Origin of the sequence: Longimicrobium sp. (genome assembly GCA_036377595.1) — a bacterium.
Taxonomy (GTDB): Bacteria; Gemmatimonadota; Gemmatimonadetes; order Longimicrobiales; family Longimicrobiaceae; genus Longimicrobium.
The window spans coordinates 35138-57728 of sequence record DASUYB010000056.1 but is presented as its reverse complement, the minus strand read 5'-3'; the positions used below and the strand labels follow the sequence as shown (position 1 = coordinate 57728).

Sequence of the window (22591 nt, the reverse complement as noted above, 5' to 3'; positions counted from 1 at the left end):
CGGCCCGAAGTCCGCCTTCGCGGACTCCCGCGCCGGCATTCGTGCCTCCGACGTTCACCGCCTCGCGACACCCACGGTGTCATCCTGAGGGCGCGGGCGACGCAACTCGCGTCGGCACCGCCGCTTGCCGCGCCCGAAGGATCTTGCCGAGGCGTGGGCGATGTCGGCGCGACGGGCAGGCCTCTCTCCGCGGCGAGTAGATCCTTCGGTCGGCGCCGGGATTCGGCGCGGACGACGGGGCGGTGCGGCGCCGCCCTCAGGATGACATCGGCTGAGATCTCCATCTCTCACCCTGAGAATCGGGGGTGGGGATGAAGCCTTCGCGCATCGACGTCTCCATCGACTCGCTGGTGCTCGACGGGTTCCCGGCCGGGCAGCAGCGGCGCATCGGCGCGGCGTTCCGGGCGGAGCTGCGGCGGCTGATCGCCGCGGGCGACGTCTCCGCGCCGGCGGGACCGTCCGCCGTGCCGCGAGTGGATGCGCCGCGCGTGAGCGTGGCCGCCGACGCGCCGCCGCGCACCGTAGGCCGCGAGGTGGCGCGCGCCGTCTACCGCGGGGTGTGGGGATGACGGCCGCCGCCGCGCCCCGGCTCGCCGCGCGCCCCGCCGCATCCGCCGCTCTCCAGCCGGGTGAGTGGCTGGTGCAGCGCAAGCCGGCGTCTCCCGCGCCGGGCGACCGGGTGCTGCAGCGCGCCTGCGCCTGCGGCGGCTCGGCGGGGCCTGACGGCGAGTGCGAGGAGTGCCGCCGCAAGCGGCTGCAGCGCCAGGAGAGCGGCGGCGGGCCGGCCAGCGGGATGGCACCCGCCAGCGTGCACGAGACGCTGCGCGGCGCCGGCCGGCCGCTCGACCCGGCCACGCGCCTGGCCATGGAGGAGCGCTTCGGGCACTCGTTCGCGCAGGTGCGCGTGCACGACGGCCCCCGCGCCGCGTCCGGCGCCCAGGCCGTCGGGGCGCGGGCGTACACCGTGGGGCGCGACGTGGTGTTCGCTGCGGGCGAGTACCGCCCCCGCACCCGGCCGGGGCTGCGCCTGCTGGCCCACGAGCTCGCCCACGTGGTGCAGCAGGGCGGCGACCGCGGCGAGGGCGCCGGCGCCGTGCAGCCGGCCCTGGAAGTCGGCCCCGCGCAAACCCCCGCCGAGACGGAAGCGGACCGCGCGGCCGACGCGGTGATGGCGGGTGGGCGCGCCTCGGTGCGGCGCGCGGGCGGCGGGCTCCTCCTCCGCCGCGTGCCCTGGGGCACCTGCACGGGACGGCGCGTGCCCGCGACGAAGATGTTCCAGTGGGCGGCCGCCGAGTTCGAGGGGGTGCTCCACCACGCCAACGCCGGCGTGCACAAGGGGCACCTCATCGCCACCAACACCAACCCCTTCGAGTTCCTTACCCCCGCCACCGAGCCCGAGGCCACCATCGTGAGGCGGATGAAGACGGGGTTCATGACGGGCAAGGGTGGCGGGCAGAAGCGGCGCGTCCCCGGCGGGCGGGGAGAGAAGGCGCCCGCGCCGGGCGGGTCCGAGGACGAGTTCCTCGAAGGGCTCTTCGGCGAGGGCGGCGGCGAGGGGGGGATGGGGTCGCTGGGCGAGATCGCGGGGTCCGAGGAGACCAGCCAGCTGGTGTTCGCCTTCCTGCGGCCGGACATCATCGACATCACCGCGCGCGAGCTGTACGACGTGACCACCGAGGGGCAGTCGAGCGGCCACGTGGCCAAGCTTACCGCCGACGCCGCGCTGCTCACCCGCATCACCCGCTTCCCCTGGACCGTGGGGCCCCACTTCAACACGCCTCTCCCCCTGACCAGCCCGCTGAACACCACCGAGGAGATCTGCTTCGGCGTCACCGACTTCGCCAAACGCCCCGGCGTCCTCCAGTACCGCGTGGTCAAGATCCCCCGGAAGCGCAGGAAGAAGGAAAAGGAGAAGCAGAAAGAGAAGCAGAAGCAGAAGGAGAAGGGCGGGCCGTCGGGGGGACGGAACTTCGGGCTGGGGATCGGCTTCGGCGGCTCGGGCTCGGGGAACGTGGCCGTCGGCATCTCGGTGGGCGAGGGGAAGTCGTTCGCCACCGTCAGCGGGGGCGTGGCCGTGGGCTCCGGCGGCGCCTCGGCCGCCACCGTCAGCGGCGGCGTGGCGGTGAACGCGCAGGGGGTGAGCACGCTGTCCGCCAGCGGCGGGATGGTCACCGACTCGCAGGGCGCCACCGGGCTGAGCGGCAGCCTGGGCACGGCCGAGGGCGTCACCGGGGGCTCGGTGGCCACGGCTTCGAAGGGGAGCGCGAAGGACGTCACCGGCGGTGCCGCCGGCGTGATCGCCGAGGGAGACGTGGAGGGGGTGACGGGCGGCGCGGCCGGACAGATCACCCAGGGCGACGCGAAGGACCAGACAGGAGTGTCCGCCGGCGGGCAGGACGGCGGCGTCCAGGGCGAGGAAGGCGGCGATGCCGGCGTTCCCGGCGGCGAGCAGGCCGAGGGCGGCGAGCCGGACGACGCGGGCGTCTCCGGCGGCGGCCGTGGGCGCGGCCAGCGGCGCGGCGGCGGCGAGGGCGGCGACGGCGGCGAGGGTGGGGAGGGTACGCGCGGGGGACGGCGCGGGAAGCGGGAGGAGGGCGAGGGAGAGGGTGGCGAGGGGGCGCTGCGCGGGCGCTTCCGCCGCGAGGCCGAGCAGCAGGCCGAGCTGCGCCAGGCCTTCGAGGACGCCGCCCGGATCGACGCAGTGCTGCGGACGGCCACCCCCGCGCAGCTCGACTTCCTGCAGAAGGTGGCCGCAAGGCAGCCCGACGGGGTCCTGCGCGTCGCCGGCCCCGAGTGGGTGCAGGGGCTGCTGGACAACACCGCCAGGCTGTCCGCCGACGAGCTGCAGAGGCTGGCCGCCGCCGGGTGGAGCCCCGCGCCGGACGCGACCCCCGAGGAGCTGGCCAGCTCGATGGCCGAGGCGCTCAAGCGCGCGCCCGACACGGCAACCGCTCCCGACGCCGCGCCCACGGACACCTCCACCGCGACGGCCGACACCTCCACCACGGCCGCCGACACCTCCACGACGGCCGCCACCTCCACCACGGCCGAGGGGGGCGGGCAGAATCCGGCCGCGGGGCAGAAACCAGCCGCCGGCGGCGACCAGCCGGGGAAGGGAAAGGGCGCGACGAGCGGCGCGAAGAAGGACCAGGGCGGCGCCGGCACGGGCGAGCTCCCCGGCACCACCCCACCCCCGGGCGGAGCGGTCACCGTCCGCCCGCTCTCCGAGGGCGAGGAGGCGTCGAAGGTTTCGTCGACCACGGTGAAGATCTCCGCGGTCTCCCGGGAGATCCGCCAGGGGCACGCCTTCACCCAGGGAATGGTGACTACCATCACCGTGAACTTCGAGGGGATCCCCGGCTTCCCGCCCACGAACGTGAAGCTCAGCGTGAAGGTGGTCGGGACCGATCCGCTCGCCTTCGAGGTGCTGAAGGAAAAGGTGCTGACCCGCACGCTGGAGGACGGCACGGAGCTGCGGGAGACGATCCCGGTGGGCGCGCCCATCCAGTTCCCGGAGCTCAGGCCCGCCGGCGCGAAGTGACGAGAGGGGACAGGGGACAGGGGACAGGGGACAGGGAGACGTCCCTCGCGACGCGGAGGGATCTCGTGGAAGAGGATGAAGACGACGTGACCACCAGGCTTCACATCACGCCGCACGCCCGCGACGGGCGCCGGCGCACCGGGAACCCGGGCTCGGGCCGATGACCACCTTTCCCAACTCGCCCCGCCTGCTGAAGGGCGGGATCGTGCTGATCGACCCGGAGACGTCGGCGGTGCTGCGCATCGTCGTGCTGCAGTACAACCCCGACACCCTCACCCGCCGCCTGGCGCCGCAGGCGACCGGCGCCGAGCCCAGCGCCGACCGCACCGAGGCGCTGCGCATCAAGGCCCCGCCGGTGGAGACCATCTCCCTCGAGGCCGAGATCGACGCGACCGACCAGCTCGAGTTCCCCGACCGCAATCCCACCGCGGTGCAGCTCGGCATCCATCCCCAGCTGGCCGCGCTGGAGACCATCGTCTATCCCGCGAGCGCCACGCTGATCGAGAACAACCGCCTGGCCCAGTCGGGGACGCTGGAGATCCTCCCCGTCGAGGCGCCGCTCTCCCTCTTCGTCTGGAGCAAGACGCGCGTCCTCCCCGTCCGCCTGACGGAGTTCAGCATCACCGAGGAGGCGTTCGACCCCACGCTCAACCCGATCCGCGCGAAGGTTTCGCTCTCCATGCGGGTGCTGAGCGTGAACGACCTGGGCTTCAGCCACAAGGGCGGAAGCCTGTACATGGCCTACCAGCAGCAGAAGGAGCAGCTCGCGGCCAAGGCGGGCGGTGCCTTCGGCGCATTGGGGATCGGAGGGATCCCGTGAGCAGCGACCCCGTACGCGCGCTGCTGGCGCTGGCCGGCACCGCCAGCCGCTTCCCGTCGACGAGCCGGTATTCGGGGGTGGAGACGGCGACGTATACGACGACGGACGGCAGGACGGTCGCCTATCTGCGCCGCCGCTTCGTCCCCCCGTCGGACCGCTTCGCGCTGCTGCAGGAGCACGTGGTCCGCCAGGGCGAGCGGCTGGACCAGCTGACCGCGCGCTTCCTGGGCGACCCCGAGCAGTTCTGGCGCCTGTGCGACGCGAACGCCGCGATGCGCCCCGACGAGCTGGAGGAGGAGGGGCGGACGCTGCGCATCACCCTGCCCGAGGGGCTGCCGGGGGGGCTGAATGGCTAGCCCCGTCCGCCTGTCGCTGATGATCGGCCCCGCCGTGCCCGTCCCCGTCTCCCAGGCGGTGCTCGACGCGCTGGTGCGGGTGACGGTGATGACCAGCACCGACGAGCAGGCCAGCGGCTTCGAGCTGACCTTCTCGCTGAGCAAGCGCTCGCCGCTGCAGACGCTCTTCCTCCTTTCCGGCGGCGCGGGGATCCCCCTCGTGCGCGTGGTGATCGTGGTGACGGTGAACGGCACGCCCGAGGTGCTGATGGACGGGGTGATGACGAACCACGAGCTCTCGCCCGGCGAGAGCGGCGGCCCGTCGACGCTGACCATCAAGGGGAAGGACCTGACGGCGGTGATGAACTACTTCGTCTTCAGCGGGATGCTGTACCCGGCCATGCCCCCCGAGGCGCGGGTGGCCATCATCCTGGCCAAGTACATGGCGTTCGGCGTCATCCCCGCGGTGATCCCCAGCGTGCTGATCGACATCCCCATCCCCGTGGACCGCATCCCCACGCAGGAGGGGACGGACCTGGAGTACGTGACCGCGCTGGCCGACGAGGTGGGCTACGCCTTCTACGTCTCCCCCGGCCCGGCGGTGGGAACGAGCATCGCCTACTGGGGGCCGGAGATCCGCATCGGCATCCCGCAGCCGGCGCTGAACGTGGACATGGACGCGCACACCAACGTGGAGCGGCTGAGCTTCCGCTTCGACACGGAAAGCAAGGAGCTGCCGATCCTGCTGATCCAGGAGCCGCGCAGCAAGGCGCTGATCCCCATCCCCATCCCCGACATCACGCCGCTCTCCCCGCCGCTGGGCGCGGTGCCGCCGATCCCCAAGAAGTTCTACATCATCGACGGCACGGCCAAGCTGGGCCCCATCCGCTCGGCGCTGATCGGACTGGCCAAGGCGGCGAAGAGCGCCGACGCGGTGTTCGGGAGCGGCTCGCTCGACGTCGCACGCTACGGGCGGGTGCTGAAGGCGCGGGGGCTGGTCGGGGTCCGGGGGGCGGGGACGCCGTTCGACGGGCTGTACTACGTGAAGAGCGTGACCCACACCATCCAGCGCGGCGAGTACAAGCAGGACTTCACCCTGGCTCGCAACGGGCTGGTGTCCACCCTTCCCAAAGTGCCCGCATGATCGGGAACATGATCGGGGCCATGACCGGGACGAAGCGCTTCTATGGCAAGTACCGGGGCACGGTGATCAACAACGTGGACCCGCTGCAGCAGGGGCGGATCCAGGCGATGGTCCCCGACGTCACCGGCCCCATCCCCAGCAGCTGGGCGATGGCGTGCGTGCCCATCACCGGCAAGCAGTACGGGATGTGGGTGCTGCCGCAGATCGGCACCGGGGTGTGGATCGAGTACGAGCAGGGCGACCCCGACTATCCCATCTGGAGCGGATGCTGGTGGGGCTCGGCCGCCGAGCCGCCGGCGCTGGCGCTGGCGTCGCCGCCCGGCGTGCCCAGCATCGTGCTGCAGACGCAGGCGCAGAACACCCTGATGATCAGCGACGTCCCCGGCGCGGCCGGCGGCATCCTGCTGAAGACCAACACCGGGGCGATGATCTCCATCAGCCAGACGGGGATCATCATCTCCAACGGCCAGGGCGCCAGCATCGTGATGGCCGGGCCTACGGTGACGGTGAACCAGGGGGCGCTGGTGGTGACCTGACGGTCGGGGAAGCGGGGGAGAGGCCGGCGCGGGCCGCCGGGACCCTCACCCCCCAGCCCCCCTCTCCCGACAGCAGGAGAGGGGGGAGACCTCAGCGACGGGTCTGGCGGCGGTGCGGGTGGCGGGGATCGGCGCGGCCGCGGGTGGCCCCCTCCCCCGGCCCCTCCCCCGCTACGCAGGGGAGGGGAGAACTCAGCGCGGCGGCGGAGGCGGCGCGGAGCGCGAGACAGGTGGGAGCGATTGCGTCGCACGCGAGGTGGGGGGGCGCAGACAGTCGCGCCGCGCGCGCGAAGTTACCCCCTCCGGTTATCGGGAGGGGGTACGCGGCCCCAGCCGCGGGGGGAGGGTCCCGCGGGGAGTCCGCGCGGTAGAGGGAAGGTGGAATCGAGTCAAGGAGGATCGAGATGCCGGGACCGCTGGTGCACGTCGGGGCGACGATCATGTGCCCGCACGGGGGGAGCGTGCAGGTGGTGCCCGGGAGCCCGCGCGTGATGGTGAACGGGACGCCCGTGGCCACGATGTCGGACTCGTATCCGGTCGCCGGGTGCCCGTTCCAGATCCCCGTGGGCGCGGGGACCAAGCCGCAGCCGTGCATCCGCGTGCAGTGGATCACCCCGGCCGCGCGGGTGATGGCGGGCGCGCCGGTGATCCTCCAGGCCAGCGCCGGGATGTGCTTCAGCGCCGAGGGCATTCCGCAGGGGCCGCCGACCGTCGCGGCCGTGCAGCCGCGCGTCACGGGGATGTGAGATGAACATCGACTTCCCGTTCCACACCGACAACCGCGGGCGCACCGGCGGCACCACCGCCGACGACCACGTCCGCGACCTGATCGAGCAGGTGCTGTTCACCACCCCCGGCGAGCGGGTGAATCGTCCCGACTTCGGCTGCGGCCTGCTGCAGCTGGTGTTCGCCCCGGTCAGCACCGAGCTGGCGGCGACGACGCAGTTCCTCGTGCAGGGCGCGCTGCAGCAGTGGCTCGGCGACCTGATCCAGGTCGAGGGCGTCCAGGTCGACGCCGGCGACGGCCGCATCGAGGTGACCGTGCAGTACACCATCCGCCGCACCGACGAGCGCACGCAGGCGACGTTCAGCCGCGAGGCGTGACGGGAAGTGCTGAGTGCTGAGTGCTGAGTGCTGAGTGCTGAGTGCTGAGTTGGTGGTCGGAGGATGCTGGGTCATAGGTAGACGGGCTCTCCCCCGCGCGCCACGAGCGCAGCGAGCCCGTCCCTCCCCCAGTCGGTTTTGGGGGAGGGACAGCCGCGAAGCGGCAGGGAGAGGGCCCGCGGCAGGGAGAGGGCCCCACCGGGAGAGGGCCCCGCCGGGAGAGAGCCCGGGGAAGGCAGACGGGCCCCACGCCGTCAGAAGTCCCGACCGGTTTGTCGATGAACGCGCGCGTTGAGGCTGCCGTCGCACGGACATATCCGCGGCGCCGCGGCCGAAACCACCCTCCGTTTCCGCGAACGGGCGAAGGGAGATGAAAAGCCAGCTCTACTGCCCCAGCGAAACCCGCCGCGCCCTGGTGCGCCAGGACGGCACGCTGAACGGGATCGACTTCCTCGAGGTGGTCGACCAGCAGAGCGTGCCCCCGCGCCAGCAGACGCTGCTGGTGCACACCTTCCTCGACTGCACCGCGCTCACCGCCGCCAACGTGCGCATCGAAGGCGGCGTGCGGGTGAAGGGCGTGGGCGTCTCCTGGGCCTTCCCCGCCTCGGCCGTCGACGCGGGGCAGCCCAGCGTGCAGGAGAAGAACCTTCTCCAGAACCTCATCGACGAGCTCGACGATCCCACGCGCGTGCTCATCGTCCGTACCGATCGCGCGGGCGACTTCTCCACCTACACGCTGCGGCTGGTCGACTCGGGCCCCGGCTCGGCCGACCTCCCGCCCGAGGGGTTCGATCCCCAGCTCAGCGAGGTGCGGTTCTCGTTCAAGGTCGAGTGCCCCAGCGAGTTCGACTGCCAGACCGACGACCGCTGCGCCGAGCCGGCCGCCGCCCCGCCGCCCATCGACTACCTGGCCAAGGACTACGCCTCGTTCCGGCGCCTGATGATGGACCGCATGGCCGTCACCATGCCGGGGTGGACGGAGCGCAACACGGCCGACCTGGGGATCGCGCTGGTCGAGGTGCTGGCCTACGCGGCCGACCACCTGAGCTACTACCAGGACGCCGTCGCCACGGAAGCCTACCTGGGGACGGCGCGGCGGCGCGTCTCGGTGCGCCGGCACGCGCGGCTGGTCGACTACTTCATGCACGACGGGTCCAACGCGCGCGCCTGGGTGACCTTCGAGGTAGAGCCCGGCGGCGGCGCCGACGGCGCCATCCTCGGCGCGGGGACGCAGCTGCTGACCGAGGCGTCGACCCCGCTCACCACCGACGTCACCGGCGAGGACCCGGCGCGCACGGCCGAGGACGCGGGCGCGCTGGTGTTCGAGACGCTGCACAACGTGACCCTGCGCGCCGCGCACTCGCGCATCCGGCTGCACACCTGGGGCGACGACCGCTGCTGCCTCCCCAAGGGCGCCACCCGCGCGACGCTGCTGCGGAGAAACGACGGCGGGCTGGTGGATCTCCAGCGCGGCGACGTCCTGGTCCTCGAGGAGGTGCGCTCTCCCGACACCCGCGCCGAGGCCGACGCCGATCCGCTCCACCGCCACGCCGTCCGCCTCACCTCCGTCGTCGAGACCGTCGATCCGCTCTACACCGAGCCGGGCGACAACGAGGGCGACCCCGACCAGCCGCTGCGGGTGCTGGAGGTGAGCTGGGACCAGCAGGACGCGCTCCCCTTCCCGCTCTGCCTGTGGGAGGTGGCCGACTTCGACGACCCCGACCTCGTCTTCCCCGTCTCCGTCGCGCGCGGCAACGTCGTGCTCGCCGACCACGGGCGCACCGTCGAGGCGGAGGAGCTGGAAGACCTTCCCGCCGGCGGGCCGTATCGCCCCCGGCTGCAGCTGGCGCCGCTGACCCGGCAGGCGCGCTTCACCGACGCGGCGGGGCACTCCGTGGCCGTCGACCCCGCGCAGCCCGCCATCTCCGCCCTGCAGTGGGAGATGGGCGACGTGCGCCCCCGCATCACCCTGGTCTCCGCCGAGACGCCGGGATCGACGTGGGAGCCGCGGCCGGACCTGCTGGCCAGCGACCGCTTCGCCACCGAGTTCGTGGTCGAGTCGGAGGAAGATGGGACCACGTTCCTCCGCTTCGGCGACGGCGTCTCCGGCCGCCTCCCCGTCGAGGGCTTCTTCGCCACCTACCGCGTGGGGAACGGGCGCGCGGGGAACGTGGGCGCCGAGGCCATCACCCGGCTCGTGGATGCGCCCGACGGCGTGCTGCGCGTCCGCAACCCCCTTCCCGCCTCCGGCGGCGAGGACCCGGAGCCGCTGGCCGACGTGCGGAAGTACGCGCCGACCGCCTTCCTGCGGCAGGAGCGCGCCGTCACCGAGGCCGACTACGCCGAGGTGGCCCAGCGTCATCCCGAGGTGCAGCGCGCGGCGGCGACCAGGAGATGGACGGGGAGCTGGTACACCATGTTCGTGAGCATCGACCGCCGCGGCGGGTGCGAGGTGGACGACGCCTTCCGCGAGGAGATGCGCGGCTTCATGGAGCCCTTCCGCCTGGCCGGGCACGACCTGGAGATCGACTCGCCGCGCTTCGTCCCCCTCGACGTGGTCCTCTCCGTCTGCGTGAAGCCCGGCTTCTTCCGCAGCGACGTGAAGCGCGCCCTGCTCGAGGTGTTCGGCAGCGGCACGACGGCCGACGGGCAGCGCGCCTTCTTCCATCCCGACAACCTGACCTTCGGGCAGCCCGTGTACCTCAGCCGCCTGATCGCCGCGGCCATGGCGGTGCCGGGCGTGTCGTTCGTGCAGCCGACCACCTTCCGCCGCTGGGGGCAGCCCGCGCGCGGCGAGCTGGCCGCGGGCGCCATCACCCTCGACCGGCTGGAGATCGCGCGGCTCGACAACGACCCCAGCCTTCCCGAGAACGGGAAGATCGACTTCAAGATGGAGGGTGGCCTGTGAGCGACGCCGACCCTCGCGCCGCCGACTGCGGCGCCGCCCTGGACACCTGCGGCTGCTGCGGCGACGCCACCGACGCGGCGTCGGGCGGGCAGACCGCGACGGCGATCGACAACCCGCCCGGGCTCCCCGCGCTGGCGTACCGCATCGGCACGCAGCCCGTCTTCCTCGAGCGGATGCTTCGCCGCCTCGTCTCGCAGGCGGTCACCTCCGACACGGGCGAGGAGCTGCGCCCCCTCTCCCGCCTCACCACCCGCGCGGCCGACGACCCCGCCATCGCGCTGCTCGACGCGTGGGCGACCACGGCCGACGTGCTCACCTTCTACCAGGAGCGCGTCGCGAACGAGGGCTTCCTCCGCACGGCCACGGAGCGGCGGTCGATCCTGGAGCTGGCGCGCACCATCGGCTACGAGCTGAACCCCGGCGTGGCCGCGTCCACCGAGCTGGCCTTCACGCTCGAGAGCGCCACGGTCGCGCCGCTGACCTCCGCCTCCCCCGTCCCCGCCGTCGTGGAGCTGGCGGAGGGGCTGAAGGTGCAGAGCGTGCCCGGCCCCGGCGAGACGGCGCAGACCTTCGAGACGGTGGAGACCATCGAGGCGCGCCCCGAGTGGAACCTCCTCCACGCGCGCGCCACGAAGACGCAGGGGCTGGAGCTGGGCGAGACGGCGCTCTGGCTCGACGGGATCGCCACCGGGCTGCAGGTGGGTGACGCGCTCCTCCTCGTCGGCAGGGAGCGCGAGAGATACGGCGGGAGCGAGAACTGGGACTTCCGCTTCGTGGCCGCGGTGGAGACCTATCCCGCCACGCCCACGCCGACTTCCCCGCCCGATCTCTCCGCGGGGAAGACGAAGGTGACGTGGACGGAGGGGCTGGGCTTCAGGTCCGGCACCCGCCGAGTGGAGCCGGCGGACGATCCCAAGGTCTACGCCTTCCGCGCCCGCGGCTCGTTCTTCGGCTTCAACGCGCCCGACTGGCGCGCGATGCCGGGCGTCATCAAGGCCGAGTTCGATCCGTCCGCCTCCGACCTGAACACCGCCACCGGCGCCTACTCCGGCTCGCTGACGGAGTGGCCCGGCTTCGAGGCCGAGGGCGCCGACAACGTGGTGGACCTCGACGCCGCCTATCCCAGGGTCGTCCCCGGGAGCTGGATCGTCCTCTCCAAGAGCAACTACACCGAGCTCTACCGCGTCGCCACCGCGGTCCCCGCGTCGCGCACCGACTTCACGCTCACCGCGAAGGTGACGCGGCTGACGCTGGACGCGATGGAGCACCTCTCCTGGTTCCCGCGCCGCGAGACCGTGGTCTTCCTGCAGAGCGAGGAGCTGCGGCTGACCGAGGCGCCCGACACCTCGCTGGTCGGGGGGACGACGGTGGAGCTGGAGGAGCTGGTCGACGGGCTCACCGCCGCGCGCACGCTGATCGTCTCCGGGCAGCGCCGCCGCGCGCGGGTGGACGGCCTCGCGAAGGGGCTGGTGATGACGTCGGCGGACGGGACGGCCACGAAGCTCAACCCCGGCGAGGTGCTGTGGATGACGGCGCCTTCGTCCACGTCCACCGCCGGCGCGGTCACCTGGAGCCTGGTGAACCGCTTCGGCGTGGAGGGCACCGTCACGGACGCCTCCGGCCGCATCGCCGAGGAGGACGCGGCCGCGGACGACGAGCTGCTGAGCGAGGTGGTCGCGCTCGCCGAGGCCACGGACGACGGGGTGCGCACCACGCTGCGGCTGGAGGGCACGGGGATGCAGCGCTGGTACGACCGCGGCTCCGTGCGCATCTGGGCCAACGTCGCCATGGCCACGCACGGCGAGACGGTGAGCGAGGTCCTGGGCAGCGGCGACGGCTCGCAGGCCAACCAGCAGTTCACCCTCAAGCGCCCGCCGCTCACCTACGTCTCCGCCGCGACGGCGACGGGGGTGCAGACCACGCTCGAGGTGCGGGTGAACGACCTGCTGTGGACCGAGGTCGACGCCTTCAACGAGAGTGGCCCGCAGGACGAGGTCTACACCGTCCGCCACGCCGACGACGGCACCGCCACGGTGATGTTCGGCGACGGGATCCGCGGCGCGCGCCTTCCCACCGGCTCGGCCAACGTCACCGCGACGTACCGGACGGGGATCGGCCCCGACGGCGAGGTGGGCGAGGGGACGCTGACGCTGCTGCAGAGCCGTCCCCTCGGCCTGAAGGAGGTCACCAACCCCATCGCCGCCAGCGGCGCGGGCGCGCCCGAGGAGCTGGAGGACGCCCGCGCCAACGCGCCGCGCACCGTGCTCACCCTGGGCCGCATCGTCTCGCTCAAGGACTTCGAGGACTTCGCCCGGGCGTTCGCCGGCATCGGCAAGGCGCGCGCGGTGGCGCTGTGGAGCGGCGAGCGGCAGGTGATCCACATCACCATCGCCGCGGCGACGGGGGGCGAGGTGGCGTCGGACAGCGACGTCTACACCAACCTCGTCGCCGCCATCCACACCTACCGCGAGGGGAGCGAGCGCGTGGTGGTGGACAGCTACACCCCGCGCGCCTTCACCCTCGACGCGGCGGTGATCGTCGATCCCGCCTTCATCGCCGCCGACGTGCTGGAGGCGGCCGAGGCCGCGCTGCGCGACGCGTTCTCCTTCGCCGCGCGCGACTTCGCGCAGCCCGTGACCGGCGCCGAGGTCATCGCCGTGATCCAGGCGGTGGACGGCGTGGTCGCCGTCGACCTCGACAAGCTGGACCTGGTCGGCGGCTCGTCGGGCACCACGCTACCGGCGGCGAAGGTCCTGTCGTCCCAGACCACCCGCTTCTCCGGCACGACCATCCTTCCCTCCGAGCTCCTGCTGCTGGACGACAACGGCGTCACCCTCCGCGAGGTGCCCGCATGACCGACACCGGCACGGAGCGCCTGTACGCGCTCCTTCCCGCCGTCTACCGCCTGCGCGACGCGGACGAGGGATATCCGCTGCGTGCGCTGGCGGCCGTGATGGAGGCCGAGCTGACCGCGGTCGAGGCCGACATCGCGCAGCTGTACGAGAACTGGTTCGTGGAGACCTGCCAGGAGTGGGTCGTCCCCTACCTGGGCGACCTGCTGGGCGTGCGCGGCCTGCGCAACGCGGCCGGCGGCTCGTTCACCCAGCGCGCGCGGGTGGCCAACACCATCGGCTACCGGCGGCGGAAGGGGACCGCGGCGGTGCTGGAGCAGGTGGCGCGCGACGTCACCGGGTGGCCGGCGCACGCGGTGGAGTACTTCCAGCTCCTCGCCGGCACCCAGCATCTCGCCCACGTCCGCCCGGGGATGGGGGGGACGGCCAGCCTGCGCGACTCGTCGTCGCTCGAGCTGGTGAACGGCCCCTTCGAGCAGGTGGCGCACACGGGCGAGGTGCGGCACATCGACAACGGGCGGGGGCGATACAACATCCCCGACATCGGCGTGTTCCTCTGGCGGCTGCAGAGCTATCCCGTGCTCCGCTCGCGCCCGCGGCTGGTGACGGCCGAGGCCGACGCCGGCTTCACCTTCCACCCCGTGGGGCGCGAGGCGCCGCTCTTCAACCGCGCGCGGACCGAGACGGCCATCAGCCACCTGGCCCGCGAGGAGGACGTTCCCGCGCCGCTGCGCCGCCGCGCGCTGTACGACGAGCTGCAGGCGCGCCGCGCGGCGCTCTCCGCCGGGGCCGAGGTGGTGGAGACGTACTTCGGCGACGACCCCGTGGTGCAGGTCTTCTTCGACGGCAACCTGCTCGTCCCCGAGCAGGTGATGGTGTGCAACCTGGACCCGTGGCGCCGCCCGCCGCAGCAGACCACGGTGCTGCCGGGGAAGGGCGCCACCGACACGCTCGTCTCCATCGACCCCGCGCTCGGGCGCCTGGCCGTCTGCGAGGGCGTGGACCTGCCGGCGTCGCTGGAGGTGAGCTACGCCTACGGCTTCCCGGGCGACCTGGGCGGGGGCCCGTACGACCGCCGCGAGAGCGTCGAGGCGTGGGCGAAGCTGATCGGCCGGCCGGTCACCTGGCAGGCGGGGGTGACGGCGGACGCGTCGGCCGAGCCGGGGGTGCTGTTCGAGACGCTGGTCGACGCGGTGGCCGCCTGGAACGCGCAGGGCCCGGGCACCGTCGGCGTGATCGCGATCATGGACAGCCGCAGCTACGAGGAGAACCTCACCGGCGCCGGCGGCCGCATCGACGTTCCCGAGGGGTCGCATCTCCTCATCGTCGCCGCGGGGTGGCCGGAGCCGGAAGAGGAGGGCGGCGCGCGGACGCCGGGGCGGCTGGTGCCCCAGGATCTCCGCCCCCACCTGCAGGGCGACGTGCAGGTGCGCGGCCTCATCCCCCAGGCGGTGAACCCCGACGACAGCGCCAACCCGGGGAGCCTGACCATCGACGGGCTGCTGATCGAGGGGGGGATCACGGTGGTGCAGGGGAACCTGGGGATGCTGCGCGTCTCGCACTGCACCCTGGTTCCCGGCGAGGGCGGCATCTCCTGCAACACCGGCAACGCGCGCCTGGCGGTGACGGTCACCCGCAGCATCACCGGGATCCTCGACATCCAGGGCGCCGCGCGGTCGCTCACCGTGGAGGACAGCATCGTCGACGGGGAGAACCAGCTGACCAGCCTGCGCGGCCCCGACGTGCGGCTGGACGCGGTGACGATCTTCGGCGGCGCGCGCGCGATCACCCTCGAGGCCAGCAACACCATCTTCGCCCGCACGGTGACGGTGGAGCGGCGGCAGACCGGGTGCGTGCGCTACTCCTGGGTGCCCACGCAGAGCCGCGTTCCCCGGCGCTTCGAGTGCCGCCCCACGTCGGGCGCCACCGCGCGCGCCGAGGAGCCGCAGTTCACCTCGCGCACGTACGGGCACCCCGCGTACGCGCAGCTCTCCCTCGCGTGCCCCCGCGTGATCGTGGAGGGGGCCGACGACGAGGGCGAGATGGGCGCCTTCCACTTCCTGCAGCAGACCCAGCGGATCGCCGACCTGCGCGCCGGGCTGGGTGAGCACCTCCGCGTCGGCCTGGAGGCCGGCCTCTTCTTCGCGACCTGAGGAGATCCCCCATGAAAGGCGACCTCACCCGGGCCACCTTCCGCCCCGAGCGCCACTTCGCCAGCGTGCGGATGCAGCAGGGCCGCGTGCTGCTCGACGCCGACTGGAACGAGCAGGCCGACATCGACGCGCACCGGCGGCACGTCACGGCCGGCGACCTGATCGGCCCCAGCGGCGGCCCGCTGCACGCCGCCGCGTTCGCCGTCCGGCTGGCGGCCTCGCTCTCCAGCGGCGAGACCAACGACCTGACGGCGCGCGGCATCATCGCGCCGTACACGGGCGACGTGCTGCTGGGCCCCGGGCGCTACTACGTCGACGGCATCCTGGTGGAGAACGAGCAGATCGTGTCGCTCCGCCACCAGCCCGACGTGCCGGGGACCGGCCCCGCGCTGGCCACGGGACGGCACCTCGTCTACCTGCACGTCTGGGAGCGGCACCTCACCTGGCTCGACGACCCGCTGCTGCGCGAGGTGGCGCTGAACGGCCCCGACACCGCCACCCGCTCGCGCGTCGTCTGGCAGATCGGGAGCGTCCCGGTGGCCTCGGGGACGAGCTGCCTGGCCGCGGTGCCGGACTACGAGACGCTGATCGCCCCCAGCACGGGCACGCTGCGGGCGCGCGCCGCCGCGGGAAGCAGCCAGCAGGGCCCCTGCGTGGTGTCGGCCGACGCGGGATACACGCGGCTGGAGAACCAGCTCTACCGCGTGGAGGTGCACCGCGGCGGGGCGGTGGGCACGGCGACGTTCAAGTGGAGCCGCGACAACGGCGCCGTGGTCACCTCCGTCCAGGCGGTCAACGGGCAGGACGTCACGGTCGGCGAGGTGGGGCGCGACGCGCTCCTCTCCTTCGCGCCCGGGCAGTTCGTGGAGGCGCTCGACGACGCCGACGAGCTGGCCGGAACGCCCGGCGACATGTTCGAGATCGTCTCGGTCGACGCCTCTACCGGCGTGATCCGGCTGAACGCGGCGCCCACGCTCGACCTCGCGCTCCATCCCAAGCTGCGGCGGTGGGACGGCGGCGCGGCGGCCAACATCACCACCAGCGCGTGGATCCCGCTGGGGCAGGACGGAGTGGAGATCCGCTTTTCCAGCGGCGCCACCTACCGCGCGGGCGACTACTGGACCATCCCGGCCCGGACGACAACGGGCGACGTGGAGTGGCCCGAGGACGGCACCGGCGACCCCATCGCCCGCCCGCCCGCGGGAATCGTGCACCACTGGGCGCGGCTGGCGATGGTGGACGTGAATGGCGCCGGCGTGGTCACCGCCTTCTCCGACTGCCGCAACCTCTTCCCGCCCGTCACCGAGCTCACCGACTTCGAGTACCTGGGCGGCGACGGGCAGGAGGTGATGCCGAACCTGACGCAGGCGCAGGTCGGCACCCGTGTCGCGCTCCCCTCCCCGCTCCGGGTCGGCGTCTCGAACGGGAGATGGCCGGTGGTCGGCGCGCGCGTGTTCTGGGAGGTGCTGGACGGCGACGGGCGCGTGCAGGGCTCGGCCGCGGCGGGGACCACGGCCGAGTCGTTCACCCAGAGCGACGGCACGGCCACCTGCACCTGGTCGCTGCTGCCGACCAGCGGCGTGAACCGCGTTCGCGCCACGCTGCGCGACGTGGCCAACAACCCCGTCGGCCTGCCGATCGTCTTCGGCGCCAACGTGAGCGTCGCGTCGCAGGTCGCGTACGATCCGCGCACCGTGTGCGGGGGCACCGCGCCGCCGGTGACCACCGTGCAGGCCGCGCTCGACCGGCAGATGCAGCTCCTCCGCCTCTTCTACGCCGGCGGCGACGGGCAGGAGGCGCTGCCGGCGGCCACGCTCCCGCAGCCGCTGCGCGTGTCGGTGGCCAACGCCTGCGGCGCGGTGCAGGGCGCGACCGTCACCTTCAACGTGGAGAGCGGCGGGCGGGTGGCGGCGACCTCCGCCGGGGTGCCGGCCGGGAACACCACCGTCTCCATCAACACCGACGCCAACGGGATCGCCGAGGCGTTCTGGCGGCCGGCCGACGACGCCGCGCGCCGGTCGCAGCAGGCCAACGCGGTGCTCGCGTCGGCGCCGCCGGGAAGCAACCTGCCGCTGGGGTCGCCCACCACGGTGCGCTTCAACGCGCGGGTGCTGGTGGCGGGCGACGTGGGGTACGCGCCGAGCAGCAACTGCAACCTGCCCGCGAGCGTGAACACGGTGCAGGCGGCGCTGGACCAGATCTGCTCCGGTCTGGGCGCTCCCACGCAGCGCGTGGTGGTCACCGACGTGCGCATGGCGGCGATGCAGGTGCGGCACGACGCGGTGATCCCCCCGTACGTCCTCTCCACCTCCGGCTTCGACATCCTCTGCGACCAGTCGATCTTCGTGTCGTCGTCGCGCGCGGCGCGGCTCACGGTGTACCTGCCCCCGCCGCAGTCCTTCTACGGCTACGCCAGCGACTCGGGGTACGTGCCCTTCGACGTGAACGCGAACGTCTTCACCAACGGGACTACGCTGCGCTGGCGGGCGGTGGACCCCGGCGCGGTGGCCTTCCTGAACGGGCTGTACGGCCAGTTCAACTGGCGGTACATCCCGGCCCGGCTCACGGTGTACGGGAACCTGGTACGCAGCAGTGCCGACCAGAGCGTGTACCTGGACGGCGACCTGTTCGCCGGGCCTCCGCTGGGCACCCAGTTCCCCACCGGCAACGGGGTGCGGGGGGGAAGCCTGGAGATCTTCTTCTGGCTGGCGCCGATCTGGGGGTTCTCCCTCGGCGCCGGGGAGCTCACCGCCGCGGGCACCACGCTGGGCACCATCACCCTCGACCGGCCGGCGCCCGAGGGCGGGCTGAGCCTGGCGCTGGCCAGCGAGGACCCCGAGGCCCTGTCGCTGCCGGAGACCATCGTCATCCCCGAGGGCGAAACCACCTTCCAGTTCGAGGCCAGGGTCGCGCCGCCCAGGTCGGGAACGCGCGAGCTCGTCGTCTCGTCCACGGTGTCCGGAGTCTCCTCGCCGGTCGGCACGCTTTCGCAGGGGTTCACGCTCGGGAGGGAAGCCACGACCACCACCTCCCGGCGGACCCGCCGCCAGTAGCGGCCGGCACCTCGCCCACCGCGGCCGGGGAGACGTGGTCTCCCCGGCCGCGGTGCGTATGCGCGGGACCTTTTCCCTTTCTTGCCCCTCTGCGTTTCGGCGATCCCGGGGACCTCGCCCAAACCGATGCGATGCAGTATATTGCGGTCACCGCAACCTGCTACGCCGCCCGTGGGGGCCGCTCCCCGCGCGGTGGCACGATCCTGGTTGTACGGATGGTCTCCGGCAGGCCCGCAGTCTTCCACAACCCGCACCGCAGAGACGCATGCAACGAAAGTGGTTCGCACTCGCCGCGCTGGCCGCCGCGCTGGCGCCGGGCACGGCGCGCGCGCAGGCCGCCCCGCGCGACACGGGGCTGATCCTGTCCTCCGTCGAGGCGGCGGTGAACGTGCCCGTCACGCGGATGAAGAACTTCTCGCTGACCGTGGACCTATCGGACCGCAAGCTGTACCTGATCAGCGACGGCGACGTGGTGCGGACCTTCCCGGTGTCGGTGGGGCAGGAGGGATATTCCACCCCAGCGGGCACCTACCGGATCTCGCACATGATCTGGAACCCGAGCTGGCGGCCGCCGCCGTCGGCGTGGGCGCGCGACCACCACTTCGAGCCGCCCAACTCGCGGGGGAACCCGATGGGGCGGGTGAAGATGTTCTTCCGCGAGCCCGACCTGTACATCCACGGCACGCAGCTCCCCAGCTCGCTGGGGAACGCGCGCTCGCACGGGTGCATCCGCATGCGCAACATCGACGCGGTGGAGCTGGCCAAGATCGTGATGGTGCACGGCGGCGCCGTCCGCGACCAGGAGTGGTACGACGACACCATCGACAAGGCCGACACCTCGCGCGAGGTGCGCCTCCCGCGCCCCGTGCTGCTGCGCGTCAGGAACTGATTCGCGGCAAAGGGAGATGAACAGCGGGGGCGATGCCGGTGTGCATCGCCCCCGCGCTTCGTTTGGGACAGCCTCGCGCGGTTTGCGAGGCTTCCCGTAGTGGTTGCCGCGGCTCAGCCGCCTGGCGACGGGGGTGCTGATCGCGAGCATCCCCGCGGCCGCGGCCGGCCCCCTCCCCCCGGCCCCCTCCCCCGCTTCGCAGGGGCGGGGAGAACTAAGCGCCGACACTGGTTTTCGCGCCACGCACGCGGCGGCCGTCACCCGACCTGGTACGGGAACTGGCCCTCGGGCGCGGTCGTGCCGCCGACGATCGCGGCGCCCTGCCACGGGAACTCGTTCGGCCTCGCCTCCTGCCCGCCGACGATCCAGCCACCCTGCCAGGGCCACTCGCCCGCCGCGGTGCTGCTCGAGCCGCCGAGCTGCCACGGCCACGCGCCGCTCTGCTGGCTCAGCTGCCACGGAAATTCGCCATTCGCCATCGTCCGACTCCTCGTCCGGGTGGGTCGCGGCGCCGCCACGTGCCGCGCCGCACGCGAATCGTCGCGCCGGGGCGAGGGAGATGGGAAGCGGTGCGGGGCGAGCGGCGGTGGCGGGTGACGAGGTGCGGGCGGGGGATCACGGTCCGTGCGTTCCCGTCTCCCCCCGCAGCGTGCGGATGTCGGTGATGAGCTGGGCGACGTCGTAGGGGAGCGAGCCGTCGTACACGCCGCGGATGCGCCGCCGCCCGTCCACCAGCACGAGCGTCTCGGTGTGGACGAGGGTGCCCTGCGTGTTGCCGGTGGTGTCGGAGAGCTCCACGAAGTACGACGCTTCGGCCAGGCGCCGGATCTGCGCGCGGTCGCCGGTGAGCAGATGCCAGCGGCCGCGCACGCCCCGCATCTCCGCCCAGCGCTTGAGGGTGGCGACGCTGTCGATCTCCGGCGTCACGCTGTGGGAGAGGATGGCGACGCCGCTGTCCGCCGCGAAGGCCGTCTGCACGCGCCGCAGGCCATTGCCCAGGATGGGGCAGAGCTGCTGGCAGCGGGTGAAGAAGAAGCTGGCGACGTACACCTTCCCCGCCACGTCGCGCTCGGTGATGGTGCGTCCGTCCTGGTCCGTAAGCCGGAACGGCGCGATGCGGTGGATGCGCTCCGCCGCCCGCGGCGAGATCCAGCGCGGCGTCAGGTCGCGCGAGGTGTAGAACGGCAGGCCGTCCGGCCGCGTCCCCATCCCCATCGCCCCGCCCGCCACGGCCGCGATCGCGGCGATCCCGATCACCCACGCTTTGCCGATCATCGTCTTTCTCCTCTCCCGTCGCCGTGAGGCCGGCCACGCTGATGCTCGATGCGCCTGATCTCCACAGGCCGAAGGATCGATCGCCATCTCGCCCGCCATTGTGGGGAACGCTTCATCGCTGCCGCGGTTGTCCTGCGATCGTGTGGTGCGCGCGATCGGTCCTTCGGCCTGCAATTGTTTCCTGACATCCATTGACGGTGTGGCCGGCCTCACGATGACGTCGCTGTCGTGCGCTGAGTTCTCCGCGCCTCCGCGTCTCCGCGTGAGACAGCTTCGTCAGCGTCCGCGGAGATGCCGTTGTGCTCGCCGGTGCAGCCCTTCGCGCCCATCAGCCCGTAGCGGCGGCCGTCGCGGACCACGTAGCTGGCGCGGAGCGTCCCGTCGGCGAACCACATCCGCTGGCGGCCGGCCTCCTGCCCGGCGCGGTAGCGGACCTCGCGGTACAGTCGCCCGCCGGGGAACCACTCGCGCACCGTCCCCTCCAGCCGCCCGTCGCGGAAGCGCTCGACCAGCCGCGGCCGCCCGCTCGGCCACCACGCGCGGTGCATCCCCTCCTCGCGCCCGCGGCGGAATCCCCCGCGCCAGGCCAGTCTCCCGTCCGCGTACCACCCTTGCGCGACCCCGTCGCGACGGCCGCGGAGGTATGTGGTGGAACTGCGCCGAGTCCCATCCCCATATCGCTCGATGACCTGCCCGCTGAACGGCGCGCCGCGGAAGGTGACGCGGTCGCCGTCGCGACGGAGCGCGGGGTCGGTCGCCTCGACGGCGCGGAGCGGGTCGGCCGCCGGCGCGGGGCGCGCGAGGCCGCACGCGAGCGCGACGGCGGCGACGGCCAGGACGCGACGCATCTACCGGCTCGCGGTGCCGGGCGTGCCGTAGAAGCCGGCGCCGTTGATGTACGGGGCCTCGGCGGTCGCGTGGTAGTGGTAGATGCCGTTGGGGTAGTCGGCCGTGGGGCCGGTGTGGCCGTGCAGGTCGTCGAGGTCGGCGTTGGCCAGCGTCTTCCCGTTCTCCACGGGCCCATAGACGGGGAAGCCGTCGAGCAGGAAGCCGATCAGCCCCTCGCTGCCGCCGGTGCGGGTGAGGTAGAGCGGCTCGGCGTGGTAGTGGTACGAGCCGGTCTGCTGCGGGTGGCCGTTGTACTGGTCGAAGGAGTTGATCTCCATCGTCAGCGGGCGCCCGTTTCCCGCGTACTGGTTGAAGATGGGGACGCCGTTCAGCGCCATCCCGATGGGCCCCAGCGGCGTGGGCGAGGCGCTGGCGGCCTTCTGCGGGTTGCGCGGGATGCGGATCACCAGCTGCTGCTCCTGGATGGTGAAGCCGTTGGACGCCCACTGCGGGTTGGAGCCGTTGTACGCCTCGAAGCGCGAGTCGCCCGGCGACCAGTACGGGCTCCGGTGGTTGGGGACGCCGCGCGAGCGCAGCACGATCTCGCTTCCGTCTGCGGAGATCTCCACTCCGTTGGTGAACTTCTGGAAGACGGCGGGCACGTCGCCGCTGATCGTCGAGGAATCGTCGTCCGTCCCCGCCACCGCGTTCGTCCCGCACGCCAGCGCCATCGCCGCGGCGCCCAGCAGCGCCATCTCCATCACCCGCGATCTCATCTTCATCCCCGCCTCCCTTGGTCGTCGGTCGAAGCATCAACGCCGTTCCACAATCCCCGACAACGCGACGGTGATCGGCATTCCATCGATGGAGAGAGTCTCCGGGCGATGGATGGGTGCGCCTCGACAGAATCGCGTGCCGACGCGGTTATAGATCCTTCGGCCTGCCAGCGCTTGCGCAGACGCTGATTACAGTCTGGCCGGCCTCAGGATGACGTCAGCGCGGGGGCGGCGTTGTGCGCAGCACTCAGGACTCAGGACTCAGGACTTAGGACTCAGGACTCAGGACTTAGGACTTAGGACTTAGGACTTAGGACTTAGGACTTAGGACTCAGCACTCCCCGCTTGGATGGAATCCCCGCACGACATACGTTGTC

17 protein-coding genes are annotated in these 22591 nt (G+C 72.6%); 13 read left to right on the top strand and 4 right to left on the bottom strand.

Annotated features, from left to right (window positions below):
• Positions 1-311 precede the first annotated feature (311 nt).
• The 13 genes from VF092_08400 (at position 312) to VF092_08340 (ending at position 19335) form a co-directional block, all read left to right on the top strand.
• Complete coding sequence (locus VF092_08400) at positions 312-569, top strand: hypothetical protein (GenBank protein HEX6747308.1); 258 nt, start codon at positions 312-314, stop codon at positions 567-569.
• Entirely contained in the window at positions 566-3541 is a 2976-nt protein-coding gene (locus VF092_08395; protein HEX6747307.1) for a DUF4157 domain-containing protein, read from the top strand. Before VF092_08400 ends, VF092_08395 begins: the two co-directional genes overlap by 4 nt.
• Positions 3542-3701: 160 nt before the next feature.
• Entirely contained in the window at positions 3702-4361 is a 660-nt protein-coding gene (locus VF092_08390) for a hypothetical protein (protein ID HEX6747306.1), read from the top strand.
• On the top strand, positions 4358-4717 hold the full coding sequence (locus VF092_08385; GenBank protein HEX6747305.1) for a hypothetical protein: 360 nt from the start codon (positions 4358-4360) through the stop codon (positions 4715-4717). The genes VF092_08390 and VF092_08385 overlap by 4 nt, the downstream gene beginning before the upstream one ends.
• The gene (locus VF092_08380; protein HEX6747304.1) at positions 4710-5840 is read left to right on the top strand and encodes a hypothetical protein; all 1131 of its coding nucleotides are present in this window, start codon (positions 4710-4712) and stop codon (positions 5838-5840) included. Before VF092_08385 ends, VF092_08380 begins: the two co-directional genes overlap by 8 nt.
• Positions 5837-6376 carry a phage baseplate assembly protein V gene (locus VF092_08375; protein HEX6747303.1) on the top strand — a complete coding sequence of 180 codons (540 nt, stop codon included), beginning with the start codon at positions 5837-5839 and terminating at the stop codon, positions 6374-6376. Before VF092_08380 ends, VF092_08375 begins: the two co-directional genes overlap by 4 nt.
• Before the next feature lie 404 nt (positions 6377-6780).
• On the top strand, positions 6781-7122 hold the full coding sequence (locus tag VF092_08370; protein HEX6747302.1) for a hypothetical protein: 342 nt from the start codon (positions 6781-6783) through the stop codon (positions 7120-7122).
• A gap of 1 nt (position 7123) precedes the next feature.
• Positions 7124-7480: a GPW/gp25 family protein gene (locus VF092_08365; protein ID HEX6747301.1), complete on the top strand. Its 357-nt coding sequence runs from the start codon at positions 7124-7126 to the stop codon at positions 7478-7480.
• 370 nt (positions 7481-7850) lie between these two features.
• Positions 7851-10388, top strand: coding sequence for a putative baseplate assembly protein (locus tag VF092_08360; protein ID HEX6747300.1), 2538 nt, complete (start codon positions 7851-7853; stop codon positions 10386-10388).
• On the top strand, positions 10385-13243 hold the full coding sequence (locus VF092_08355) for a putative baseplate assembly protein (protein ID HEX6747299.1): 2859 nt from the start codon (positions 10385-10387) through the stop codon (positions 13241-13243). The genes VF092_08360 and VF092_08355 overlap by 4 nt, the downstream gene beginning before the upstream one ends.
• Positions 13240-15393, top strand: a complete 2154-nt coding sequence (locus tag VF092_08350) for a phage tail protein (GenBank protein ID HEX6747298.1) — start codon at positions 13240-13242, stop codon at positions 15391-15393. The genes VF092_08355 and VF092_08350 overlap by 4 nt, the downstream gene beginning before the upstream one ends.
• A gap of 11 nt (positions 15394-15404) precedes the next feature.
• A complete protein-coding gene (locus tag VF092_08345; GenBank protein ID HEX6747297.1) occupies positions 15405-18446 on the top strand; it encodes a DUF6519 domain-containing protein in 3042 nt (1013 codons plus the stop codon).
• A 265-nt stretch (positions 18447-18711) separates the two neighbouring features.
• Positions 18712-19335 (top strand): L,D-transpeptidase, encoded by a 624-nt coding sequence (locus VF092_08340; protein ID HEX6747296.1) that lies wholly within the window; start codon positions 18712-18714, stop codon positions 19333-19335.
• A gap of 257 nt (positions 19336-19592) precedes the next feature.
• Here VF092_08340 and VF092_08335 read toward each other — a convergent pair whose 3' ends face one another.
• The 4 genes from VF092_08335 to VF092_08320 all read right to left on the bottom strand — a co-directional run bounded on the left by VF092_08335 (position 19593) and on the right by VF092_08320 (position 22220).
• A complete protein-coding gene (locus VF092_08335; protein ID HEX6747295.1) occupies positions 19593-19814 on the bottom strand; it encodes a hypothetical protein in 222 nt (73 codons plus the stop codon).
• A gap of 136 nt (positions 19815-19950) precedes the next feature.
• A complete protein-coding gene (locus VF092_08330; protein ID HEX6747294.1) occupies positions 19951-20610 on the bottom strand; it encodes an SCO family protein in 660 nt (219 codons plus the stop codon).
• Positions 20611-20819: 209 nt separating this feature from the next.
• Positions 20820-21458: a hypothetical protein gene (locus tag VF092_08325; GenBank protein HEX6747293.1), complete on the bottom strand. Its 639-nt coding sequence runs from the start codon at positions 21456-21458 to the stop codon at positions 20820-20822.
• Positions 21459-22220: a YHYH protein gene (locus VF092_08320; GenBank protein ID HEX6747292.1), complete on the bottom strand. Its 762-nt coding sequence runs from the start codon at positions 22218-22220 to the stop codon at positions 21459-21461.
• Positions 22221-22591: the final 371 nt, after the last annotated feature.